The organism is Bradyrhizobium sp. Pa8 (assembly GCF_052588265.1).
Window position 1 is genome coordinate 159,794 of sequence record NZ_CP176768.1, and the last position, 23,737, is coordinate 183,530.

General features: G+C 61.0%; 18 protein-coding genes and 3 pseudogenes. 5 read left to right on the forward strand and 16 right to left on the reverse strand.

Annotated elements, in window-relative coordinates; all coding sequences use genetic code 11:
• Positions 1-17: 17 nt before the first annotated feature.
• Positions 18-815, reverse strand: coding sequence for a type IV toxin-antitoxin system AbiEi family antitoxin domain-containing protein (locus ACKWRH_RS46020; protein WP_445222875.1), 798 nt, complete (start codon positions 813-815; stop codon positions 18-20).
• A 299-nt stretch (positions 816-1,114) separates the two neighbouring features.
• Between ACKWRH_RS46020 and ACKWRH_RS46025 the strand changes: the two genes are divergently transcribed.
• The gene (locus ACKWRH_RS46025) at positions 1,115-2,422 is read left to right on the forward strand and encodes a DUF2130 domain-containing protein (RefSeq protein ID WP_445222876.1); all 1,308 of its coding nucleotides are present in this window, start codon (positions 1,115-1,117) and stop codon (positions 2,420-2,422) included.
• 292 nt (positions 2,423-2,714) lie between these two features.
• Here ACKWRH_RS46025 and ACKWRH_RS46030 read toward each other — a convergent pair whose 3' ends face one another.
• Together ACKWRH_RS46030 and ACKWRH_RS46035 are read right to left on the reverse strand one after the other, a co-directional pair.
• The gene (locus ACKWRH_RS46030; RefSeq protein WP_445222877.1) at positions 2,715-3,587 is read right to left on the reverse strand and encodes a hypothetical protein; all 873 of its coding nucleotides are present in this window, start codon (positions 3,585-3,587) and stop codon (positions 2,715-2,717) included.
• A gap of 69 nt (positions 3,588-3,656) precedes the next feature.
• Positions 3,657-5,825 (reverse strand): metallophosphoesterase, encoded by a 2,169-nt coding sequence (locus tag ACKWRH_RS46035; protein WP_445222878.1) that lies wholly within the window; start codon positions 5,823-5,825, stop codon positions 3,657-3,659.
• An 81-nt stretch (positions 5,826-5,906) separates the two neighbouring features.
• Here ACKWRH_RS46035 and acpS point away from each other — a divergent pair, with 81 nt between their 5' ends.
• Positions 5,907-6,311, forward strand: a complete 405-nt coding sequence (gene acpS / locus ACKWRH_RS46040) for a holo-ACP synthase (protein WP_254114072.1) — start codon at positions 5,907-5,909, stop codon at positions 6,309-6,311.
• On the opposite strand, the gene ACKWRH_RS46045 is transcribed toward acpS, so the two are convergent.
• From ACKWRH_RS46045 to ACKWRH_RS46070, 6 genes are all read right to left on the reverse strand, one after another.
• Positions 6,293-7,198, reverse strand: coding sequence for a nucleoside triphosphate pyrophosphohydrolase family protein (locus tag ACKWRH_RS46045; RefSeq protein ID WP_445222879.1), 906 nt, complete (start codon positions 7,196-7,198; stop codon positions 6,293-6,295). The two genes, acpS and ACKWRH_RS46045, sit on opposite strands and share 19 nt — an antisense overlap.
• Positions 7,199-7,215: 17 nt before the next feature.
• Positions 7,216-8,280, reverse strand: coding sequence for a nucleotide kinase domain-containing protein (locus ACKWRH_RS46050; protein WP_254114070.1), 1,065 nt, complete (start codon positions 8,278-8,280; stop codon positions 7,216-7,218).
• 86 nt (positions 8,281-8,366) lie between these two features.
• Positions 8,367-9,218 (reverse strand): thymidylate synthase, encoded by an 852-nt coding sequence (locus tag ACKWRH_RS46055; RefSeq protein ID WP_445222880.1) that lies wholly within the window; start codon positions 9,216-9,218, stop codon positions 8,367-8,369.
• On the reverse strand, positions 9,211-10,104 hold the full coding sequence (locus ACKWRH_RS46060; protein WP_254114069.1) for an ImmA/IrrE family metallo-endopeptidase: 894 nt from the start codon (positions 10,102-10,104) through the stop codon (positions 9,211-9,213). Before ACKWRH_RS46060 ends, ACKWRH_RS46055 begins: the two co-directional genes overlap by 8 nt.
• An 8-nt stretch (positions 10,105-10,112) precedes the next feature.
• Entirely contained in the window at positions 10,113-10,478 is a 366-nt protein-coding gene (locus ACKWRH_RS46065; RefSeq protein ID WP_254114068.1) for a helix-turn-helix domain-containing protein, read from the reverse strand.
• Complete coding sequence (locus ACKWRH_RS46070) at positions 10,475-10,780, reverse strand: hypothetical protein (RefSeq protein ID WP_254114067.1); 306 nt, start codon at positions 10,778-10,780, stop codon at positions 10,475-10,477. Before ACKWRH_RS46070 ends, ACKWRH_RS46065 begins: the two co-directional genes overlap by 4 nt.
• 173 nt (positions 10,781-10,953) lie before the next feature.
• Between ACKWRH_RS46070 and ACKWRH_RS46075 the strand changes: the two are divergent.
• From ACKWRH_RS46075 to ACKWRH_RS46085, 3 pseudogenes are all read left to right on the forward strand, one after another.
• Positions 10,954-11,284, forward strand: a pseudogene (locus tag ACKWRH_RS46075) (hypothetical protein).
• Positions 11,277-11,393: pseudogene (locus ACKWRH_RS46080) on the forward strand (type II toxin-antitoxin system HipA family toxin); the annotation flags it as partial. The pseudogenes ACKWRH_RS46075 and ACKWRH_RS46080, both read left to right, overlap by 8 nt.
• A gap of 1 nt (position 11,394) precedes the next feature.
• A pseudogene (locus ACKWRH_RS46085) lies at positions 11,395-11,601 on the forward strand (winged helix-turn-helix transcriptional regulator); the annotation flags it as partial.
• A gap of 23 nt (positions 11,602-11,624) precedes the next feature.
• Here the strand turns inward: ACKWRH_RS46085 and ACKWRH_RS46090 are convergent.
• The 7 genes from ACKWRH_RS46090 to ACKWRH_RS46120 all read right to left on the reverse strand — a co-directional run bounded on the left by ACKWRH_RS46090 (position 11,625) and on the right by ACKWRH_RS46120 (position 23,677).
• Positions 11,625-14,264, reverse strand: coding sequence for a caspase family protein (locus tag ACKWRH_RS46090; RefSeq protein WP_445222881.1), 2,640 nt, complete (start codon positions 14,262-14,264; stop codon positions 11,625-11,627).
• Position 14,265: 1 nt separating this feature from the next.
• Positions 14,266-14,604, reverse strand: a complete 339-nt coding sequence (locus tag ACKWRH_RS46095) for a hypothetical protein (RefSeq protein ID WP_254114065.1) — start codon at positions 14,602-14,604, stop codon at positions 14,266-14,268.
• A gap of 30 nt (positions 14,605-14,634) precedes the next feature.
• A complete protein-coding gene (locus ACKWRH_RS46100; RefSeq protein WP_445222882.1) occupies positions 14,635-16,203 on the reverse strand; it encodes a hypothetical protein in 1,569 nt (522 codons plus the stop codon).
• Positions 16,204-16,639: 436 nt separating this feature from the next.
• Complete coding sequence (locus tag ACKWRH_RS46105; protein ID WP_445222883.1) at positions 16,640-17,560, reverse strand: hypothetical protein; 921 nt, start codon at positions 17,558-17,560, stop codon at positions 16,640-16,642.
• 235 nt (positions 17,561-17,795) lie between these two features.
• Positions 17,796-21,110 carry a UvrD-helicase domain-containing protein gene (locus tag ACKWRH_RS46110; protein WP_445222884.1) on the reverse strand — a complete coding sequence of 1,105 codons (3,315 nt, stop codon included), beginning with the start codon at positions 21,108-21,110 and terminating at the stop codon, positions 17,796-17,798.
• On the reverse strand, positions 21,107-23,101 hold the full coding sequence (locus ACKWRH_RS46115) for a PD-(D/E)XK nuclease family protein (RefSeq protein ID WP_445222885.1): 1,995 nt from the start codon (positions 23,099-23,101) through the stop codon (positions 21,107-21,109). Before ACKWRH_RS46115 ends, ACKWRH_RS46110 begins: the two co-directional genes overlap by 4 nt.
• Entirely contained in the window at positions 23,102-23,677 is a 576-nt protein-coding gene (locus tag ACKWRH_RS46120) for a hypothetical protein (RefSeq protein ID WP_445222886.1), read from the reverse strand.
• Between the last annotated feature and the right edge of the window lie 60 nt (positions 23,678-23,737).

Consider the following 23,737-nt stretch of genomic DNA (forward strand, 5'->3'; position numbering starts at 1 on the left):
CTTGATGCCGATATTTTTCAGACGGGGGCATTGAGGTCGTCTGGGATGGTTATGAGATATTTGGTGTCGAGTTTGCCGCCCTTAACGAGCATGCGCTTTCCCGTGCCGAGATTGACTTTCGACTTGTCGATCTGTTTGAGCCAGGCATGCTGATGTCGCTCCGCCAACCAGAAGAACAGTCGTTTGACCTTGACGCTTTTGCAGTCGTCCAGAAGTGTTTGCAGCCGCCGCGGACTGAGGCTCCTCAGGCCTTCTGTCAGCGCATCGACCTGATGGAAGCTTTCGTGGCGGGGCAATTCGTCGAGCAGTTCGAGGAACGCACGTTCGGGCGTCGACACCGTGAGAGGCCAGTTGAATGATCCCGGTATTTCCCGCGTCGTCCCCGACTTTGGTTCGGGCAGGGTCCCGTGCGTTTTGAATAGACTTTGTGTGCTGTGAACGCGGAATTTCTGTTTGAGCGGAAGTTTGCCGAGCCAACCGGGAGCTGACCGCGTTCCGTATAGATGTATGGTCGAAGGACCCGTCTGTCTCAGGTAGTGACCGAAACCCTGCGCTTCGATGGCGGTACGTCCGCCAACGACGAGATCGGAGCCGAGCAGTCGCTGGAGTGAAACGACGACGCCCTGCCAGGAGAGTTCGCCGAGCGGGCGCTTGAAGGTTGCCCGCGCCGGCTGAACGAGCCAGCCGGCCGATACGTATTGGCTGCGCAAGCTGGTGGAGTATCCATGTCGTTCCATCCAGGCGGCATCGACCAGAAGTCCTTGCGGAAGGGTCCTGTCGAGCTTGTTTAGCTTTCTGTCGTTTTGCTTAGCCATACTAAGTAAATTAGCAATCTTTCAAACCACACCCAGGGTTTAAGATCTATCGATTTTCCGCAGCCTGACTAAGTAAAATCATCATAACACAAACTCAGTTTGACATTTTGTTCATATTTTGTTCTTATTTGGCTACCCTCGTGCGAGTCTGCTCGTGTAGACGGGTAGATCGACGTGTCGGTGGAAAACCCGCTGGCTAAGTCGAAATCGACGGGCACGTATGTGGACATTAAGTCGAGCGACATCGCAAATCGCGCACAGATCATGTTGAATCCGGTTGCAATGATGATGGGGAATTCATGAGTTTCAAAGCAACCGGCGCTTCGCACGAGGCAACCCTGCATTGCCCCAACTGCAATCACGAGATCCGGCTGACGGAGTCGTTGGCCGCTCCCCTCCTCGCTGAAACCCGCCAGCGCTTTCAACAGCAGCTGGCCAGCAAGGACGCAGAGATGGAGCGCAAGACCGAGACATTGCGGCTGGAACGCGAGCAGGTCGCTAAGGACCGCGAGCAAGTCCAGGACCTCGTTGCGAAGCGATTGACCGCCGAACGTGCCCAGCTGGTCGCGGCCGAGAGCAAGAAGGCGCGTGAGGCGGCCGCGGCCGAGCTGCAGACGAAGGACGCGGAAGCGGCGGAGCTGCGAGCCAACCTGCTTACCAACAACGCAAAGCTTGCCGAGGCCCAAAAGCAGCAAGCCGAATTGATGCGACAGCAGCGCGCACTTGAAGAGGAAAAGCGCGAACTCGACCTGACAATAGAGAAGCGCGTGCAGGCCTCAATCAATCAAGTCCAGATCAAGGCCAGGCAGGAAGCCGACGAGGCTGCACGCTTACGCGTTGCCGAGAAGGACCAGACCATCGAGTCGATGTCCAGAACGATCGAGGAGCTCAAGCGCAAGGCCGAGCAGGGATCACAGCAATCCCAAGGGGAAGTATTCGAGCTGGAGCTCGAAGAGCTTCTGCGCGGACGTTTTCCGAGCGACTCGATTGAGCCCATTGGAAAAGGTGAGCTCGGGGCAGACGTTGTTCAACAGGTGAATGGTGCTATTGGCCGATCTGCCGGCATCATCCTTTGGGAAACCAAACGCACCAAGGCATGGAGTGATGTGTGGCTCGCCAAGTTACGTGACGACCAGCGCCGTTCCGGCGCCGACGTCGCTCTGATCATCTCCCATGCGCTGCCGAAACATATCGAGCAATTTGATCTCGTCGACGGCGTATGGGTGGCTCATCCGCGTTGCGCATTGCCGGTCGCCGTGGCGCTCCGCCAGGGTCTGATCGACGTGAACAGCTCACGCCTCGTTCAGCAAGGCCAGCAGACCAAGATGGAGCAGGTCTATCACTACCTGACCGGCATGAAGTTTCGGCAGCGGGTCGAAGCTGTCGTCGAGAAATTCAACGATATGCGCGACGATTTGGACAAGGAGCGCAAGTTCATGGGCCGTCAGTGGGCCAAGCGCGAGACGCAGATCCTGGCCGTCGTGGAGTCGACGGTCGGCATGGTCGGCGATCTGCAGGCGATCGCCGGCAAGGCCATGCCGGAGATACCGAGCCTCGAAGTGCCGCGGCTTGAGGCCTTGGCGGAGTCTGAGCGGAGAGCGAGCTAATAGTTGGCAACGCCGCTGCGCATCCCTCCCCCCTAAGGCAGTTTGGGGAACGCGACGATATTCGCTGAGGGTGTTTTGCGTAAACGAGCTTGCGTCTGCAAAGCTTGCGAGGTCGGCAAACGAGCCAACGAGGCGCCCCACGGGCACGTGCGGCACCGGAAATCCCTCAACCAGGCTTTCATCTTCTCTTGCAAGCACTCACACCGGTAATAGTAGACGTGCTTGGGCGCCATGGGAAACCAGTTGGTCAGCGCATCCCTGGCCGCTACAGTTTTCCTGCGATGATTTCGGACTAAGATGAAGGGACAGATCGAGATCGCACTTCGTTTTCAATCTTCATGACGAAAGCCTTGATCAGATCAGCCGTATCCTGGACGTATCGTTTGGTGAAGACCTCCAGTCTCTGCCCGTCCCTGTCGATCCCATTCCGATGCACGCAGTCGTGTCTTTGCATGACCGCCTTAAAGAGGAGAGCTTTGTCCTTCGCGAGGCCAAGAATGCGTATGCCTAGCGCTGTGCTGTAAAGGAAATCCACCTTGGGCAAATTGTGGTATAGGATCGATCGCAGATATTCACGAACCTTGCTCTCGACGAGGCCCGGATCGCTCGCGATCTCCGCCAATGAAAATCGCTCCTTCGAAAGTTCTGCATCATTTGACATGAGGCGAGCCTTCGCCGTCCTGTCCGCAAGCACCGCCTTTGTCAGTGTGTCGCTGAGATATGCCTCAAGCGCCGTGACTTGGTGCGAGAAGATCATTCGATTGACGAGATGGGCGCCATTTTCACTGCCATAGTCCGCCAATAGATCGCCGGTATGGTGATACGAGTCCATGAAGATGGTGAAAGGATTGTCAGGTAGACTATAGTCAGCCCAAACATCCGGCTCCGGTTCGTGTTCGAGTCCATACTCGAAATCAGCCAAGAGTTCGTGCTCCCCGACGTCTGTTTGATTGTAGTTTTCGATCCCTGCTGGATATTCCCAGAGCGACCACGTGAGGCGCCCGAGCTCAGGATGTTTAACTAGCGCTTCATACCGGGTTTCGAGCCCCATCTGCCTTTCGTCTGCGCCGACAGCATCCCAATCTAGCTCGTCGCTTTCGACGTCGTAGATATCCCCTGTGTTCTTATGTCTGATGCGGGCGACGCCTCGAGAATAGACTTTCATTTGTAGCAATATCCTTCAAAGTCGCGATGGAGCGCTTGCCGCCTTGTGCTGTTTGCTACACAGCGCTCCCTACACGGTCCCCAGTCGAGTCTGCGTCAGTGCACGCAGCTCCGAGACTGATTCCAAAGCACTGGGCGCCCACCGATCAAACTCAGCCTTTGTGCGAGCGCCCTCCTCAAATCCCTCGTTGTCGCGCGCTAGCCGCCGCAAGACACGGGTGAAGTTCGTCAGAGTCTGATCCTCATCCTCGTTCACGACTTCTAAATACGAGGCCAGCAGCTTGAGACCTTCGATGGCGATCGGAAGGCCGTCGGGATTGTATTCCTTCGCGGTCGCCTCCAGGTCGGAGAGGGCCCTTTCCCATCCACGCACCGCATCACGCTGCTTCCCGTCGCGGACACTTCCATGTACCAAGGCGTTCGCCAACAAATGAAGCCGCTCGGGCGCTTGATCCAACCATCGGTCGATGATGGGCATCGCAACCTGCGTTGGCGACCGCGAATGGGTGCGTGCATCAGCCGAAATCGTCGTGATCCGCCCCGGTAAAAAGCCGAGAGCGGCGCAAATCTCCCACTGCAGGTGACGCATCTCTGCGATGTTGATCGGCCACCATCGCGCAAATTCCTGTGCCCTGTAGAACGCGATCACATCGACGGCGCGCTGCGAACCGCCGAGCTCTCGGCGCTTGAATTCCACCAAGCAGAATGAAGCGAACTCCTCGTCCGTCCCGTCATTCGTGAAATCCCGAAATGGATCAATCAAGATCGCGAGCGCACGCGTGCTCGCCTTGGCCTTGAGGAGCTTGATGACCCGCTCCACCTGGTTGATCTTTCCGCCATAGCGCCGGAGCCTAGTTCCATGCACAAAGGGCATCCGGTGCTCTAACCCGGATCGCTCGAGTTGCCACCATGACACGAGCTCCTTCAGCCAACGCCGACGCTCGGGGTCCTCCATTGGCTCCGGCAAGGGATAGTTTGAGGGAAGCGGCAGATCCTCGCTGGTCCCCACCGGCAAGTCGAGATGGACGATCAGCGTCCCGTTGGCAGCGTCGTTTGCAGCCGCTTCGCAAACGCGATCATAGACCTCGTTCAGATCGCTGCCTTGGATCATGACCGGGGCTCCCGGAACGATATCCGTCGACCAAATCCTGCGAACGATTGGAGACGGATCGCGGGAGTCCACACCGGCGCGTGGAATGGAGATAGGCTCAATCGCTACCGCCGGGCTGTTGGGCATGCCGGAGATTGTGATCAAGCGCGCCGCGTCTGACTCGCGTCCAGGCTCGAAGGTCGCACCGGAGACCACGAGTGTGCGGTGATCCTGATCCCCTTCCTGATTGTATATGTGCTCAAACTGGGCCGAATGCTCATGCTTGTGGCCGTGGAGCACAACAGCAATTCCGCGATCTCGCAAAAAGGCCCGGACCTGCTCCAAGTTCGACACGTCAGCAAATGGCTTCAACTCTTCACGCAGGCTTGGGGCGCGGAGATGATGATGGAGGAGCCCGATCCGAAGTTGGCGCCCGGCAGGCGGCTGTGGTGTTGTCTCGATTAGCTCGCGCAGGACCTCCAGTTGCTTGCCCGAGACACGCGCCATGTCGTAGCGCGCCATGTCATCGAGCTGGGCCCGCAGCTTGTCCGCCTTGGCAGGATCACCGCCAGCCGCAAGAGCGGGCAAATCCGCCCATACGCTCGCGAGGGGCTCCGGCAGAATCCGTGTGACGTGCGACCAATTGCTCGTATTGATCGGGAATACCGCCCAGAGCCCCTCCCCGCCTACAAGCCGATGAGGCCCACCATCGTTGATTGCCGAGTCCACGCCGTCCAGCCACGGCGTCACGCATCCCGCTTTCCGCCAGACATCGGTGAAGGCCTGGTAGCGAACCTGCGAACTCGGCGGACTATCGCGTGGAACATCGTGGTTGCCTGGTATCGCAACGATGTTCGCCGCGGTCACGCCCAGCGGCCCAAAGTGGCGGAGAAACAGATCGAAGAGAAGTTGATGCCCGCCAGGGCGTCCTCGATCTTGCGCGTCGCCCGAAAACAACACGCCGTCCAATTTCCGGTCGTTGCGCTTAAGACGCTCCGCAAGTCGACTGCACATCAGTTCGAGCGCAGATTCGCGCGTCTCTTGCTCGATTGCAGGGATATCGACCTTGTGATCGTCGCGCTCGAACGGCACCCCGGATTGCGCGAGATGAGCGTCGGTCAAGTGAAGAAACGTCGCGGAATTGGGCATGATCAGCTATAAATGAATGGCTAAGAGTGAGGGACATGGTCCCGCGAACGGGACCAGGCGATTTGGAGCTTGCAGACTGGCGTGAATGTCATCGGGCATGGAATCGATTTGGTCGAAGTCGCCGAATTGCGCCGGTGGATCGAAGACCCGCGCGATCCCTTGATACCACGCTGTTTCGTCCCAGCCGAACTTGAAGAGATCGGAGATGCGACCGATCGGATCGAACGCCTGGCTGGGCGGTTCGCCGCCAAAGAGGCGGTGCTCAAGGCACTCGGCACAGGATTTGGTGCGGGAGTCGCATTTACCGATATTGTGATTCACAGAGCTGCCGGCGCGCCACCGAATGTGCAGCTCACCGGCGGAGCGGCGAATGCCGCCGCGTCGCTGGGAGTGACCGCATGGCTGCTCAGCATCAGCCACGCTGGCGGAATGGCTATGGCGAGTGCTCTCGCGCTGGGCCCCGGCGCTCAAGCCGACGGCTCCTGAGCTGTGGGCGGCCCTTGAAAGGTAATCCGTCGCTCGTCGAGCTCGACAGCGATGCACCCACCCCGCGCGGCGACCACAGCCCGCCACACCTCGAATCCCTGGAGAATGGCCTGTTCCCACTCCCCAGTGGTGCATTGCCGCACCTCTAGATGGGACGTCATATCCTCGATCGTACGCAGAAGCTGAAAGTCGAGTGCAGCCACGCCTTCGAGGAAGCGATGGCGACGCGCATACTCGAATGCCAGCGCCGCCACGCCCTCCTCTATGACAGCGGCACGTCCGCCATCCTCAACTTCCTCCAGCAGCGGCCGACTTTTGCGCTTCCGCCGGAGCAAGGCGCGGGTGATGGGCGACCAACCCAAGACTGCGGCATAAGCGAAATGAAAGACGTCATGGAACCGATAGCCATCGGGATCATAAGCATTGTCGGTGAGTTCAGCGCCGAACGGCTTTCCGTCGATGACGACGCGCACCCGTTGACGATCCTCACCTTGAATATCGATGAGCTCAACTTCGAACCGACGTGGTAACCGTTCGTTCTCCGGGAGCTCTGCATCAAAGCTCAACGGCTTATCACGCTCAGTGGCCCAACGCTGCTTGACCTTCGCCAGGTTCGCGGTAGCGACGTCAGAAAGTGAGAGATCGAACTTACTCGCTACATTGGCGACGTACCAGAGCAAATCGCCCAGTTCCTCGGACACGCGCTCCTTGAAGAGCCGATGCGCTTCACCATCACGGAGATGCTTCTTATATTCGCTCAGAAGCTGGCCGGTCTCACCGGCGAGACCGAGCATGGGTACGACTAGCGAAGCGGCATCGTCAACGCCGTCGCGCGCGGGCACACGATCAGTGCCCAGCGCCTCCTTCTGATAGTTGTCGAAATCCATGCACGGCTCCTTCGGCGTCACCCCGCTGCAACGCGTTGCGACGCTGCAACACGAATCTTGTCGTTGAGCTTCCACTTGGGTGGATAAAACAGATCGATCGGCTCTGGGGTCGGTTCGAACTTCTGCTTGATGCGCACGCGGCCGGTCTTTCCTGCGACTTGCGGGTGCGCCACGCGGGCATACTTGTCGACCTCGCAAAATAAGTTCTGGCAGTCGATCAATTGCAGCCGGCGCCCCCAAAGCGATTGAAAATCGAGACCGAGCCGCTCGAACTCCTGCTCCTGCAAGTCGACCATCAACCGGATGAGTTCGGGCTCGTTCAAGCCGCCTGGATCGACGAAACACTTGCGCAGACCGTCGCGTGCGCCCGGCCCGGGCACCACGAAATCCATCTCGCTGAAATCGGTGAGTTCGCTATAGTTGATATCGGTAATAAACTGATAGGCGAGAAAGTCGCCGATCGTCGGATAGTCACGCAACTTCTCGAAGCCCTCCTGCATCGTCCTCGTCTGCGCCAACCGCTCGGCGAGCCGATCGGCCATCATGCGCTCGAGCAGCAATAGGTGGTTCTGATGCTTGGCCGTCCGCCCGAAGGCCCGGCTGCCTGGCGGCATGATGTAAGCGGCCGAGTAGATGCGACGGCCTGCCTGCATCGCTCGCGCCAGAACCGCGTCATAGGCAGCGAAGCGATAATCTTCGAAGGTGACCGGTCCGCACGCTTGCTCCAGAAGCTCCCACGTCTCAATCTTATTGAAGAGCTTGAACAGCAAGATGCGGAAGAAGACTTCGCGCGGCGACTTGGGCAAGTCGTCACGATAGATGACATTTCGGATCAGATATTGGCTGACGCGGTCGGACGCCCGATAAGCGTTCGTGAACTTGTAGATCGCCAGCACGGGATTGCTAGTCCACGGATGGGTTTCACCGAGTGCGCGGCGGAAGAATACCGCCTGCCGTTCGGCAGCGAAGCGCCAATAACTCTCATAGACCTCCGACACCTTGGCCGGCGCCAAGTGACGCAGCACGATCGGCGTTGGCACCGCCGACGGATTAGGCTGCCGCGCGACGATCGGCAGATCCATTGGCAGTGATGCAGAGGTTGCGCTTGGACGCGATTTCGGGGGACGACCGCGCGGACGTTTCGGCGCAGCTTTCGAAAACTTCGGACTCAATGCGTCACTCCCGCGGTCGCAGCAGCGACAGACACCCGCGCCATCGGCGCGACGGACGGCCCGACGAGGGCATGGGCGGCGGCGACCAGCGGTGCGAAATCCGTGTCGCTCTTGGTGATCCGCTCGAGCTTGGCGATCCCGACCATGACGTTCAGCCGCGCGAGCGGCATGCCCATCTCATGAGCCATGAACTCGCCGAGCTGAGCTAAGCCGAGGTAATTGCCGTAGGCTTTGTCGAATATTTGTTGGGTGGCATAAAAGGCGTTGGCGACGAGGCCAGCGGCGGTCGGTTCGAAGCTCACCTGCTGCAAGCAGGGAAAGCCCAACTGCGCGCTAGCGACGTGGTCACGGCCGGGATCGAAGGTGGTCGCTTGAAGCATCGAACGGCGCACGCCCGTCCTTGAATTGAACTGAGACAAAATCCACTCCAGTTGATTGCCGTCACAAGGGCCGCGCCCGTACATGACCATGCGCTCGAAATACAGGCCGCGGCCATTGGCTTTTCGGTTCATCGCCTGCCAGCGCGGAAATGTCGCACGATAGAGGGTAAAAAGGCGGGTCCGGTCGCCGCGCGACATCTCCCAGAGGCGCTGCGGAAAGATCGTGAACGCGACGTCGTCGACGACGAGCCGGCCCTTGCGCTTGAGCAGCCGATCAAGGGCTTGGCGCACCGCCGGATCTTCCGCAGCACCGTTTTGGTCGAAGCCGCTCAGGCTCAGCATCAATGGGGCGACCTCGGTGCCGGCTCCATCGAGCACTTGGAGAAGCAACCGCGCCCACGCGCGCGAGATATTGGTCTCATCGATTACCACCGGCGGCGGCGCTACCAGACTCTTGGCCTTACTCATCCGGGTCCTCCTCTAGATGGCGATACTGTGCGAGACCGATGTAGCCGTACGGTTGGTTCTTCTGGACCGGCGCCACGCGCACGAAGACCGCCCAGTCGCCAGCGCTGGCCTGGAATATCCCCGGCTTCGCTGCCCGGAACAGGCGGCCGACATCTAGATCACGCTCTAAGACAAGCCCGCCGCCCACGACCTCGGCGCCAGACGGCAGAAGAACCAGTGTCTTGACCTCCGCGTCCAGAGTAGGCGCGGCGCGATGGCGATCGGCGACGATCAGCGGGTCGGGCGTCAGGGCGCCGAGAATATCCGTGCGCAGCGCCTTGGGCGTGACCCGTTGCAGGGCGGCTGCGCGGCCGCGCGACAACATGCTCACGCCTGCCGAGAGGTGGGTCAGAAGCGTCGCGTAACCGACGCCGAACTCGCAGGCGATCGTAAACATCTGCACCGGCGTTGCCGTTTCCGGCGTCCAGCGCCGAACCGCGAAGGCACGACGCAGGCCGATGATGGGCATCAGAGTGAAACCCGCGAAAGTGTCAGCCAGAAACTCCTTTGGGTCCTCCCACGGATGCGCCTTCGCGTCCTCGCGCAGCTCGTCGATCGACGAGCCGTGGCCGAACACGTGATGACCGAGCTCATGCGCGCAATTGTAGGCGCGCCGCGGTAGCGGCCGTCGCGCCGATAGATGGATGCGCGGTGGAACGCCGCGCTGATACATCCCTTCCATGTTGATGTTGTTGAAGCGCACCGCCACCCCCAGCGTCTCGCACAGCCCGTAGATACAGATTGGGCCTGCTTGATCGAGCTTCGCCTGCGCCCGTGTGGCCGCGGCGGCCTGCATGGCTTGGGTCGCCAGGGCGCGGCGATTGAAGCTGGATTTGGTGGTGCGCATTACATTCATCAGCGATCGCCTCCGTTCGCGGTGGAATCGCTGCGCATGGCGGCTAACAGTTTGAGCAGGCGTTCCAGATCGTCGGGCTTGAGTTTGATGAGTTCGCGCGCGGCGAGTTCAAGTCGCGGGTCCTTGGCGTCGAGCGTCTCGGGCGCCTCGCCAAGCAGCCAAGCAACGCTAACGTCATAGATCTCGGCTAGCCGAGCGAGCTCATCGGCTGAGACGCGCCGGTTGCCGGCCTCCATCTCGCTGACAGAGGGGCGGTGCAACCCAAGCATCTTCGCGACGTGGCCTTGTGACAGACCAGCAAGCTTGCGCGCCTCTTTCAGACGCTCGGCGATTTGGCCCCGTTTGGCGGAATCGAGTTCCGTCATGCCGCTGCCGCTTCTTTCTTGCTTTGCTTCTCGAGCAGGGCGCAGACGAAAGCAGCGGTCTCGTCGATGGAGCGCGGGAGCTTCGTCGTCTCGTCGACGAAGATGTTCACGTCGTTCGGGATTGTCGCGCCGATCTCCGTGGCGAGGATCGTGGTCGCGACAGGCCAAACCTTGCTGTCGAATTTGGGCAGGCTCTCAACCGGCTTGATTGCACCGCTCAACGCTGGGCACTCCAAGCCACTATCAGCTTGAATCTGGCCGAGAACGGCGATCAGCTTGTCCTTAAGGGCAGCAGGGTCCATGGAAACCTCCTTGATCCGACACTTGGTAAGATATTCTTACGCTAACGATAGTTCAAGGGGTACTGCGCGGGCGGCGGCAGACCCCTATCTGGATGCTGGCCTCGCGCTCCAGCGCTAGAAATATGTACTCTTCGTGCTACATATTTGCCAAATCTGTAGTGCGAAGGTGCCAAATACAGCTCCCCCACAATCCTCCTGCCGCCTCCGGCGAGCCCTGCGCAAGCTCGGCGCGGACATTCACGATGCCCGTCGACGCCGACGGCTGCCGATGGCGGTCGTCGCCGAGCGCGCCTTCACGTCCCGCTCGACGCTGCAGAGGGGTCGAGGCCGGCGACACCAACGTCAGCATCGGCATCTATGCTGGCGTTCTCGCTCGGCCTGCTCGACGGCCTGATCAAGGTCGCCGACATCAGCAACGACGGCGTCGGTCAGGCGCTCGCCAGCGCCGAGTTGCCCAAGCATATCCACCTCAAACGCAAGATCGGAGCCTCACGCGATGGCTGACTTCGAGGTGCATATCGATCTCGGCGGCCGCACGCGCCGCATTGGACTGGCGAGGAGCAATCGCGCTCGCGGCTCGGAGACCATCCTCTTCGAATACGATGGCGCGTGGCGCTCAACTACGCGAGCTGGAGGCGGATGGCCTAGTATTGCGCACAGTCTTCGCCGAAGTGCCGCCGCGTGTCGAATATGACATTACGCCAAAGGCCCGCGCGCTCGGACCAGCGATGAAAGCCCTTACGGAGTGGTGGCAAAAGTATGGGAACACCGTACCGCCCAAACGCCGCGCCCCGCGCGGGCGGAAGCCAAAAAGCAGCTAAACTCGAGCCAGCCTTACGATTCGCTATCCCGTGAACAGTTGAGCACCGCGCGACGGCACTTTGCTTCTGGCAATCAATGCTTCTACCACGATCGAACCCAACGCTATGCGAAGTTCGGGTTCTTGAGAAGCGGCTCTCTTCATCCGCAGTTGCGCAACGAGGCGAGTAAACTCAGGCCAAGGCCGCGCAGCAAGATAGCCGACCATTATGGCTTGCTCGGTGTTGCGAGAACGAGAGTTGGTTACCAGCATGACCAACCGATGTTCCCAAAGTTCTACGAGCGCATCTGCCGGTGCCTCCCGTTCCTGCCGAACAAGCGCCGGCACTATCACATCTCGCTGCGCCGGGTTAGCCACGTGCGCACGCAGAATGGCCACATCCTCAGCGCCGAGCTGTCGATTGCTGCCGAATACCGCGAGAGCAGCGACCCATGGTCCTGGTCCTACCACGATCGTCATGCCAGGAGTCGGCCCCACGGCAACACTTGGATCGGCAGGTGTGTATGGTTTCGCCTTGGCGGCACGCTCTCGTACCTTCGCCAGCAAGCCCTCGGGATCGAGGCCTTGACGCCCCAGAGCGGCGTACATCTCAGCGGTCGACATCGACATTGGCGTCACCGAATTCGCGATGCGCTCAATAAGCGCCAGAGCGGGCGCTCGCTGATCCGCGGGAACTTGGCTCATTACATGCGCGAGAATTCGCGCGTGCTCGCTGTCCTCGAAATCGCTATCGGCCTTTCGCAGCCTCTCGCGCGCCGTAACCACGAGTTCGTCAATCACGTTGGCGGGCAACGCACGAGCGTCGCCGGCAGCGATCAAGAATCGTGTGTAATAGCTGTTAGGCACTGCTCCCGCAGATACAAATTCCGCAATGACACGCGCGACCAATTCCTTGGAGCGCTCGCTATCGTCAAGGCCGGCCATAATCGTCTCAAACGCCGGCCCCTGCTTAGGATCATCAGGAACTCCGTGGAAGCGTTGAAGCGCTTCAGTCGCAGCCAGTAAGCGCGACGTGGTATCGCCAACGACGCGGCTTAGGCCTTGACCAATCACTTCGGAGTAGCCTTGGCCCGACAAGGCCTGAAGAAGACTCCGATCCGACGGATCGAGAGCAGGAAGGCCCCGGTCAACCCGCGCCTTGGAAATCACGCCAAGAACGTCGGCGACCGCAACGCGAACCCGGTCACGCGCGCCACGGCCACGCTGCGCATCAGTATTGTGGATCAACCACTCCTGGGTCGCTTTCGCAAAACCAAGGAATGCAGGGAACGTCCTCACAGGATCGAGCGCCGCAGAGTATGCCAACGCCTCCGCATAACTGACCATATTGGCCTCGGTCAGGTCCAGAATTTCAAAGTCCATCTGGTTGACTGGGACGCGCGCGATCTCCCGGGAACGACGATCGCCACCCGGGACCCGCTCCAAGATCACGTCGAGGCTCTCCGGCCGACCATCACTCAACGCAAGCCAAGCAGCGCGCTCCACGTCCAAAGGGAAGGGCGACGCACTAAGCACTGGCGGCTGCCTCCCCGCGAGTGTGCCATATCTTGCCGCCGCAGCCGGATCGAGGCCCGCAAGCACCGCGTCAAACCAGCCACGCGAGCGATCGGTCCCCTCGTGCGTCCAAAATCCAGTGGTATAGCCCGACTGCAGTGGCGCCGCTGCGGCAGCATTGCTCGATAGATCCGCAACCGAGATCCCTGTGTCGACCCTCTCAAGCGGCAGGATACGGAGCAGCGGTTCAAGCCATCTGGTCCCGTGCCGCACCATCAAGGTCCCGCCAGCCCCTGGCTCGACGTAGTAAATGAGGCCGTAGCTCAGGAGCAGCAGCGCGAGACCACCAACCGCCAGGCCGGTCACCACCTGGCGGAGCCGTATGGCGACAGTTTCGAGGACGGTTCGGTCTCGAACACGGCGCGCCAGACTTGCGACCGGCAACGTAACCGCTGAGATCGACACGCCTCCCTTCACAGGCTCTTGCCGCGCCCCACCCTTCTGCTGGAACACGTAGAGCGGCACCTGCACACAGAGGGCCGGGAACAGCTCTGCGTCAACATCCAACTGCGTCTTGCGTCCGCTGAACTGAGCGGCGCTCCCCGTATTCAGGAGATCGAGCAGGTGCGCACTAAATACTCCATGTTTTACTCCCGTGTCCTCCCACGTGCGCTGAGTCTCTCGCGACGATGCCACATAGAGGCGCGCATCGCTCTGACCAAGCGCCGCGAAAAACGACATGCGCCGCACGAGCCCCTCGGCGAAGCAGCAATCGAGAATTAGGATCGTCCGCTTCGCGTCGATGCTTGTGAGCCATCGATCCAAAGTCTCCGCGGGTAGCAAAGGAAGGCTGCCAATTTCCTGAGCAGGCTGAACAAGAAATCCGGCCGTGGCCTCGTCAACCCAGCCGTGGCCAGAGAGGAACACCCAGCAGAGCTCGTAAGGACCGCCCTTCGCAAGCAGTCCCAGACCGGCCTCGACTTTTGCCGCAGTCGCTTCGTCTTCCGGAATCCTGACAACGTTTAGATCGCTGGCGCCAGGCCAGCACGTTCGAAGATATTGCTCGACGGCGTCCGCATCGTTGACAGCGAACTGTAGGGACGAAAGGCCTGTGCCGCCGATCGAGCGATAAGCGCCAATGCCGACAAGAAATGCTCCGACCCTCGCCATATCACCAAGTGAAAAAGTTTCGCACGCTCGGCGCGGGCCTCGCTATCACGTTCTTAGCTCCGGGGGGTTGGGGAACGCTCGTCACTAACTTTTGCAGGATTAGCGGGGTCGAGATTCCGACGTGAAAGGCGATGATCCCTTCGGCACGCCCACCGAAATAAAGCCACGCAACGAACCCGCCGGCCACGATCATGGCAAGCGTGATCCCCCAATAGAACAAGCTGACGCGATAGGCCGGAAGCTGCTCGGCCTCCCGTAGATTCCACCAATGAAGTATTTCGGCCACGATGCCGCCAGCGCAGCCGACACCGAAAACCGTTAACGCCCCTTCCAGCACCATCTGGGTCCCCCTAGCCTGCCTTCTCGGCTCCTAAAACTGCCCTGGCAGCTCAAAACGCATCCTAACCCGCGCGCGACGAACCGCAGCGCGCTCAACCGCGTCGAGAGACAGCAACGCGGGCTCCTTTGCATCGCTTTCGATTGCCGCCATGACTTTCAGCATGACATCAATTTCTGCGGCCTGTGAATCACCGCCACCATGATGATGTCCATGATCGCTATCGACGTCTCCATGGGCATGGTGGCTCCCGTGCCCGTCCAACGAGACGCCCACGAACGGCTCATCGACTATCACCCAAGGCTTGTTGACCTCGAACCATTCCGCGCCATGGAGTTGTCTGCGTTTGATCACACCGGGGCGCGACGCTTCCTGCGCTCTGAACCAGTCTTCGATGCGATCATCGACCCAACCGTGGAGCCGCCAGAACACCGGATTGACATGTGATGAATAGAACTCACCGAGGTAGTCATACTTGGGTGAGCTCCATTTGTCCGAGAAATCGAATGACGGCCGCTCACCAGGCTCACCTGTGTCAGGGTCAACGATGATCTCACCGGTGTCCGGGTCGCGTGCCGGCGTCATCCAGCGATTGTGCATGGCGTTGTGAATCGTGAACTCCAGCAGATTGCCGAGAGCGCCAAAGCTAAGGCTGGCGAGCACCGACGGACTTGTGTATGTCGTCTCCCACTGCCGCATTACCGAGGCGAAATAGTCTGGGGTCTTCACCCAATCGCCAGTGGACGGGACCATATTACCTGACGCGGCGACATCCTTCGTGAAAATCACTGTGCCGGAGGGATTCTTGCCGGGCGAATAGACGACCTGCGCGACGTCGGCCGGCGGCAACTTCTTCCAAGAGACTGGCGGCGCGAGCCCCTGCCGCACGTAGTCCTCGCGCACCATCTTGATCATCCAGCGATGCATAAACAAGAAGTCTTCTCCTGCACCGTTATCGAGGATCAGATTGTTGCCGTCGGCGCGCTTCTTGCGAGGCGGCCGTGCAACTTCCCAGCCGAGGTCTCTGATTTGAGCCCTTGTCTCTTCATGCTTGAAATTCGGCCATTCTCCGCGAACGGTATGCCACGCCGCATGCCAGAGCCGATGCCATTTGCCTGCGAGCATCGCAACGGCCGTGGGAGCCAGCATCACGCCGGGAATATCTCGCGGTTCGCGAAAATCCCGCTGGACCGCGATGACGCTGGCCGTGACTCCGGCTTTGGCTGTGCCGTGATCCTTGGCCCGCATGACCGAACCGACGAGGCACGTGCGTGGATGCGTCGTCTCCGGCCAGTGCTTGGCCAATGTGAGCTCGTAGACGTACTCAAAAGCTTCAATATCCGAGCCCTTCGTGCCAGTTCCGCGAAGCCGGACCAGGGCCGACTCTTGAGATAGGAGCTCCCCCTCGATGGACATCACTGCGCGCTCGGAATCATCCTCTTTCGTCGGCCACGACAAGAGACCGGTGATCTTGCCATTTAGAGACGCGACGAGCGTCAGCTCCGCCTCAGCGAATTGAAGCTTATTGAAGTCATTGACGATGTCCGGCTCGTTGAGGAAGCTTCGGTAAGTGTATGTGCCGGTGATGTCCGTGGGTTTCATACGCCTACCCCGCTTCGATCTCTTTTGAAACGCGAACGGCTCTTGCCTCAGGCTCTTCCTCACATCCCGCAAAACCAAGACATGCGGAGATCGCAAATCGCTGAATCAAAGACGCGATAGATTTCATGGGTCGGAACGATTGCAACGGACTGCCAGACGCTCTGCCGTCTGACCGACACACATCGTCCTAAACTCTTCAATCTATCCTTAGCCCCAAGCGAAGCGCCAATGCTCCCTAACCAACATAATTATCTGAAATTGCACGCACAACGTGTAACATCGTTACTTGTTGTAAGCAATAGCAATGCGAGCGTGCCCGGGAATTTTAGCCTACAACGAAACAACAATCGCTGAGCCCCAGCCACTTCTACGTTTCGTCCATCGTCGCCGACTATCGTTGGAAACGCATATCGAGATCATTCCTTGCCGTCGATCTTCAGATCGGTCGCAGAGCAGCACGAACTAACAAGTCGTTCAGCCGAGCAAGGCAGTCATGGCGGCGACGCTCAAGATCACGTGCCAACCGATGATCCCGCACGTCGAGATATCCGCGGCGTTGCTCTAGGCGGCCGTCCTTGATCCCGGCGATGAGCAATCCCCGTAGCTCGGTCAATTCATCATCCAAGTTCTTCAGACCCGCTCTCCAAGCCGGTTCCTCAAGGTAGCGCCAACCGCCAACCGCCTTGCGGATTACGTGACGGCTTTGGCGGTCGACCAGTTCCCCCGTCCGCAGCGCGGCCTGCGTGTCCTTCAAAGCTTGCAGGAAATCGTCGAAATGTTCCTGCCCGAGCGGATCCGTAAATGCTGGGCGATGGAAGGCCGTTGCGATCGTCTCGAGGATCAAGCGATCCTGGTCGCGCGCGTTCCGGATGCCAATGATCTGGTCGTAGTACCGCTGCTGGAGATCGGAATAGGCATTGAGCCACGTAACATAGTCATCCCAAAACCAAAGCTGCACCTGGAAATGGCCTGCCGCCCGATGTTCCTCGTCGAGCAACCGGGCTTGGCGCTGTATCCCAGCGTCGCGCTTTGCGGTCGTCGCCAGGACCCAGAGGTCGAGTTTCGGCCGGAAAGCAAGCGCCTTGTCCACTTCCGATCTGAGCAGCTTTCGATCGATCGGTCCGCCGGGAAGAGGATTGTTGTTCTCATCCAGATCATCGAGCCGCTTGCACTGCACACCGATCGCGCCAGCGCGGGTTCGGGCGGCGTAGACATCGACCCCATCCTGGGCTTGCCCGGGTCGACCTATCTTATTTGCCATCGCGATTCCATACGCGAGCTCAACGACCGATTGGGTCAGATCCTCGAACTGCTGCCAATAAAGCGGTGGCTGGAAAACTTGAGTAACCTGCCCCATCAGCGAAATGTCTCCAATCGATCGAGCGGCATCTCGCCGGCCGCGGCAGCGCCAACTCCGTGAAGTTGAAACAAGCGGTCGAAGAACCGTTCGATCAATGCTTGCACCACTCCCCGCCCACAAGTCCGTTCGCGCCGAACCGGAACACCTCTTCGCCCTCGGGCCGCAAGCCGCGACCGGGGCGGACACCTTGATCGAATAAGCGGGGAGCGACGGCATTTGCAGACAGCCCGCGTCACGGATCGCTCCGTGGCATGCTAGCCGTCACCCACCGAATGATACCACCTGTCATGTAGACGACGGCACCACGCGCTGTTCCGGTAGCGCGGAGATAGTCGCCCAACTGTGCGGCATGCTCGCGCATATCCTCTTCACTGGGCGCGACATCGCTCTTCCAGTCGAGCACAGCAAAGGGCTGCCCATCTTGAAGCGCGATCGCATCGATCCGTCCCGCGAGGGCGGATGCCTCAGGCGGACCCGCGAGCATCGCATAGATCGGCCATTCGGAAACAAGGTTCGGCCTAAGGGAAACGACTTCGGGCAGCGCTAGGGTGCGCAAGACGGTTGTAGCGATTTCGTCTGGATCTGGAAGCTGCGCACCGTCTTCGGTGTCGATCACGAGCTGCGTCACTAACACCCGCGCTCGCGCAGCGACATCTGACGCATCCTCGACCAGCTCGCCTGTAAGTATCTCCTCCATCAGCTTGTGTAGGACAAGGCCACGCACACGGCCGGCGCCAATCGGCAATTCGGTTTCTGGGGCCTCGCCGAGTTCGATAGCAATCGCCTCGCCCACGGGCGCGCGATCTGGATCGTGATCGCTCGGCCGCAGCCATCGAAGCGGCGTCGCCGCGCTGTCAACGATGACGCGCTCCGCCTCAAAGAGCTCCCGCGTCTGCCCGTTCATCGGCTCGACGACGATCGTGCGCGCGACAGGCGACAGCCGCGAAAGGACAAGCTGCGGCAAGTCCCGTTGCGCGAGATCGACAATTCGTGCCCAGGATCGCTGTTCGGCCTGAGGTAGCTCGGGAACGATCAGAAGCTCGCAGGCGCGCGTACAGGCGACATACCAGAGGCGCTCTCGTTCCCGCGCCAGGCTGTCGTCTTCAGACTCGAGTGCGCGAAGTAGTTCAGGCGGAACAACGTCGCCGATCAGCCAATGCAGTGTCTCGTCGGCGGCGCGGTAGACGAACGGTTCGCGCGAGCGCAACAACGTACCCGTGTTGATCGGGATCACTACCGGCCATTCAAGGCCCTTGGCGCTGTGAATCGTAATGATCTCGATCGCGTCTCCTTCCGAATCGACCCGTCCCTCGTTGTGGGGGACCCCATCTCGCCATTCCTGAGCGAGATCGCGGACGAACTTTTTGAGGCCTCGTACGCCATATGGCCGTGCGCGTTCCAGAAACGCCTCGATATTGGCGGCCGCACGGGCACTACGATGGCCCTCTCGCGCAGCAAGGAAGGGACGGACCGAAAGGCGTTCGACGGCTTCAGCAAGCAGCAGCGCCGGCGTGGTCGCCCGAGCGCGTCGTCTGAGGTCCTGAAGGATCGCTAATGCGCGACGCGCGTGCGGATGGACTACATGGTCCAGATCCGTCAGGAGCGAGAAGCGCGGCATCGCGCTAGACTGCGAAGGAAGCCCAGCGGTGATGTCGAGCAGCTCTTCCTCGGTGAGCCCAACCAGCGGCCCGCGCATCAGCGCGCCGAAGGCCAGCGTATCGCCAGCGTCCGCGAGTGTACGAGCCAGCGCGAGCAAATCCTGCACCTCCTGACGACGAAACAGGCTTTTGCCGGCCTGCGAAGCGATCGGAAGGCCGCGCTGCTCAAGTGCACGCTCATAGCGCCAGAGTTCGGCACCTGTCGGCGCCAGCAAAGCGATGCCGCCGGCGGTCAGCGGCACCGTAGTGCCGCCCTCGTCACGGACGCGAAGATTTCCGATGAGCCGCGCACAGAGGTCGGCGACGGCTTCCGCTTCAGCATCGCGGATTTGCGCAGGTCTCGAATCCGGCGGAACATCTACCGTGATCCGAGCCGCGCAGGGCAGATCATGGTCGGGGCCATCAAGGGTCGGGGCGAGCGGCACATAGCCTGGCTGGCCGTCGCCCGACAGCGGGCGCGCGAAGCAGCGATTGATGTACGCGAGAATCTCGGGACGCGATCGGAAGTTGGCTGTGACCTGAACGATGTTGTCCGGAAATTGCCGCTCGATGGTTGCCCGCGCCTGCGCATAGGAGCCAATGTCGGCGCCGCGGAAGCGATAGATCGCCTGTTTCGGGTCGCCGACCATGAACAGCGCGCCGGAGCGCAGCAAGCTGTCCTGCCAACGCTCGGCGCGGTCCTCTGTCGCAATCTGGAACAGGATCTCCGTCTGGATCGGATCCGTGTCTTGAAACTCGTCGACAAAGATGTAGCGGTAGCGTTCCCCGAGCGCGCGGCGAACAGCGTCGTGCTGACGCACCAACGCACGCGCCTTTTCGAGTAGGTCGTCAAAATCGAGGACCGCGGCTGCGCGCTTGAAGGCTGCGTAGTCATTGAGCACTTCGTCGAGCTCTGCCGAGAGCTGAGCGACGAGAGCGGTTGCAATCCGCCCCAGCAAGGTCCGGTAGCACCGATCAACCCGCTCGAAGCATGCAGTCGCCTCTTCGTTGACGCGCGCGCCACGTTCCTTGCCCGCGACCCGCTCCCAAGCCGATTTCCTTCTCGGCGTCAGAAGATCGAAGCTACGTCGACGCATGCACCCCAGTTGCGGCGGATGTGCAAGACGCCAGAGAGTTTCAAAATCGGGTGGCGGATCGAAACTCCCGGCGTAGAAATTGGCAAGTGTCTCCAGCTCACCGACAAGCTCCAGGGTTTTGGGTTCCGGCGGCTGCGAGGATATCCAGCGCCGGAAGTCCGCGACAGCATCGGCGAGGTCGATGTCCGGGCGACCTCCGAAGTCCGCAGACAACGTGCGGGCTCCACGATATCTGAGCCGGAAACGGGCGAGCGCCTGGAGGGTGTCCACAACGCGGCGTGGATCGTCGCGCGAGAGCGTCACAATGGGGTCACCGGGCCGCTCCGGCGCGTTCAGTCGCCTTTTCAGCCACTGCTCGAACACTGAATCGAAGGCGGCTGATGCTTGGACGGCGTCGAGGATACGTGCGCCTGGATCAATGTCCGCCTCGACCGCATAGCTGGTGATGATTGTCTGGCAGAAGGCGTGGATGGTGGCGGTGGTCAGTTCGTCGAGCTTCGCCGCCGCGGCAGAGAGCACACGCCGTTGATCGGCGTCGAGGCCATGCGGTATAGCAAGCCGTAGTGGTTGAGGCACGCGGTCCGCCAGCAGCTCCTCGACATAACGATGCACGCGCGCGGAGAGCGCACTAGCGGCTAGTTCGGTGAAGGTGATCGCAGCGATCGTGCCGGGCTCGGCGCCGCCTGCGAGCAGCATGGTGAGGCGTCCGGCCATCAGCGCCGTCTTGCCGGTGCCAGCAGCAGCCTCGACGAGCAGCGTCACACCAAGATCTGTGAGGATGCGCAACCGCGCGGAATCGTCGGCGAGGGTCATCGACACCCCCATATCCGCGCAAACTCGCCGAAGGCGCCCATGAATGCTGCGTTTTTGATCTGGAAATAGGTCGCGGGAGACGCTGGCAATGCGATGCGAAAATCGTTGTGCTCCTCCTGCGCGTCGGGGCCAGGCAGGGCGCGTCCGGCGCGCAGGAGGGCTACGGCCGCCGTAACGTGTGAGCCAAGCTCCGCGATCGTCTGATCGACGTCCGGCAGGCGATATGCCTTTGGCTCTTCGTCGCCGAGAAAGACGAGGCGCGCGATCACACGCGGACTGTCGGGGAGCAACTGTCCGGCAGCGATCGCATAAATGACGCGTTGAAGCTCCGCACCACGGCCGAGCACAATTTCGTCCGCCCGGCGCGGTTCAACGCCGGTCTTATAATCTGAGACGCGTACGGCGCGGCCGTCGCCGGTGAGATCGAGCCGATCGATGCTCCCTTGAACACTCACTTCGGTGCCGGGAATCGCCACCTGGGCGTTGGGGCTCCAAGGCAGATCGTGCGTTGTCGCACCAGCTCTACCATGCCCGAAGGCAAGTTCGGTCCAACTGCGTGTACCGGGCTGAAATGTCTCGTCGAGCGTCAACGCCTTGAGGGCGAGCTGCGCCGCAGCAGCGAGCGTATGTTTCCACAGCAGTGCGGGCGGCACAGACCGCTCGAGCGGCCAACGCGCGCGGATTGCCTCGGTCGCACCCGCCAGCGTAGCTTCGATTTCCTGGCGCGACGCGCGCGCATAGCCCGGCGTAGGTTCGAGTGCATCGACTGCGTGTTTCAGCAACTCATGGACCAGTTCGCCGTAGGCGCGTGCGTCGAGCGCGAGGGGCTGATCGTCTTCTGAAACCGCTTGCCAGCCCAACGCGTAGCGCCAAACGAAGGCGAGCGGGTCGCGCAGCATCAGCCGCAAGGAGGTGGCGGACTGGATTTCGCTGATCGCGCGAGCGATCTGTGGATGGTCCCCGCGGACCTGGCCATCGTGCGCAGTGACCGCTGGGCGTCGCCAATTGCGCCAGCAAAGATTGGCGGCGACGAGCGCTGGCGATGCTGCCGCCTCGTCAGGCCGCGCAAGAATCCGATCGGCCTCACTGAACGCATGCTGTGGGATACGTGCCCGCTTGAGAACCTGCGGAGATATGCCCTGCGGGATCAGTGGGCTCGCGGATAGCTGGCCGCCTTGAGGGTTTCGCCGGCTCCGCGAGAGAACACAGCCCTGCGTCGCGTGACGGGCAATCACAGCGAAGGCGCGCCGATCCCGCTCGGTGATGGGATCGGGATCGAGCACAGCACGCGGCAAGATGTGGGACGGTATCAGCGGATCTTCCACGGCGCGGCGTGGCCAGGAGCGTGAGGTCATGCCGAGCATCCGCACCCAAGGACGCGGCGCACCCGCGACGTGGCTTGCCGGGCACCAGGCGACGGCCGCACCGGGATCACGACCATCGGGTAGGCGTAAATCCTGTAGCGTAAATTCCAGCGCTTCGGCCGGAGCGCGCCGAAGTGCTTCGGTCCAGAGCGTGCGAGCAGCGGTGCCCAGCAGCAATGCACCAGCCTGCGTAGCCGCTTCGGGGCCGCGCGCAAGAAGCTGGAGAACGGGCATCACGATCGGCCTTGGGTCAACTCCGTCGGCGTGGCGCCCTGCCCCCTCATCGAGCGCGCGACGCCACTGATCGAGTTCGAGCAACGCGGCGCCAGGCCGAAGACCGAGCGACCAGTCCGCCTGCAGGTCCGCCAGCGCACGACTTCGGCCTCGAGCATGCCCGAACAGCCGACGAATGCGATCTTGGCTGAGGCCGTTGAGCAGAACATCGGCGAGCGCTGCACACGCCTGCCCCTCTCGCGACGCAAGGGCCGGCATTCCGTGCGAGAAATGCAGCGGTAGCTCGGAGTCTGCTACCAGCACCAGAAAATGTTCGTCCCACTCCTCGGTCGCCGTGGCGCAGATCGCGATCTCGCTAGGTCTCGCGCGGCCCGAAGCGATCAGTTCGCGCATTCAACGCAGGGCTTCCACGACTTCGGCGCGCGGATTGGCGCACGAAGTCACTGATATGCTGGCAGGCGGGCCGACATCGCTGACGACGATTTGCCCCGGAAACCAGGTCGTCTCAAGTGTGCCGGGGTCGCGCCAGGCGAGTGGAACCGTCTTGGCGAGCGCCGCAAGCAGCGGGCGCCAGACCAAGGCGATCGCAGCTATTCGATCGATCTCGATCGGCCCCAGTGTCGCGGGAGCATGGGTGACGCGCGCGAGTGCGCCATCTCGTAGGTCGCGTGGCGTCAGTACGCCGGCCGGCAGGTTGGCTCGAACACGGCGCTCGATCTCTGCGAGCTCGGCGAGCCGCGCGCTATGATCAGCGAGTCTCTCAAGATCAAGATCGGCCTGCCAAACCTTCGCAAGCGTGCGGGCGATCGAACGTGCGGTACCTGGAAGTCGGCGAACCCCTTCGAGCTCCGCCAATCCGCCGGCATCGAGCGCAGCGCGAATGGCTGGATCGAGGTCCTGCAATCTGGCCGGCCGGCTGAAGCCTCCAGCCAGACGCGCGGCAAGCAGCGGGAATGTGAAAATCTGCAACCCAGATTCCGCGCACTGCGCGGCAATGATCCACGCAGTGCGGAATGCAAGCGGTCCTTC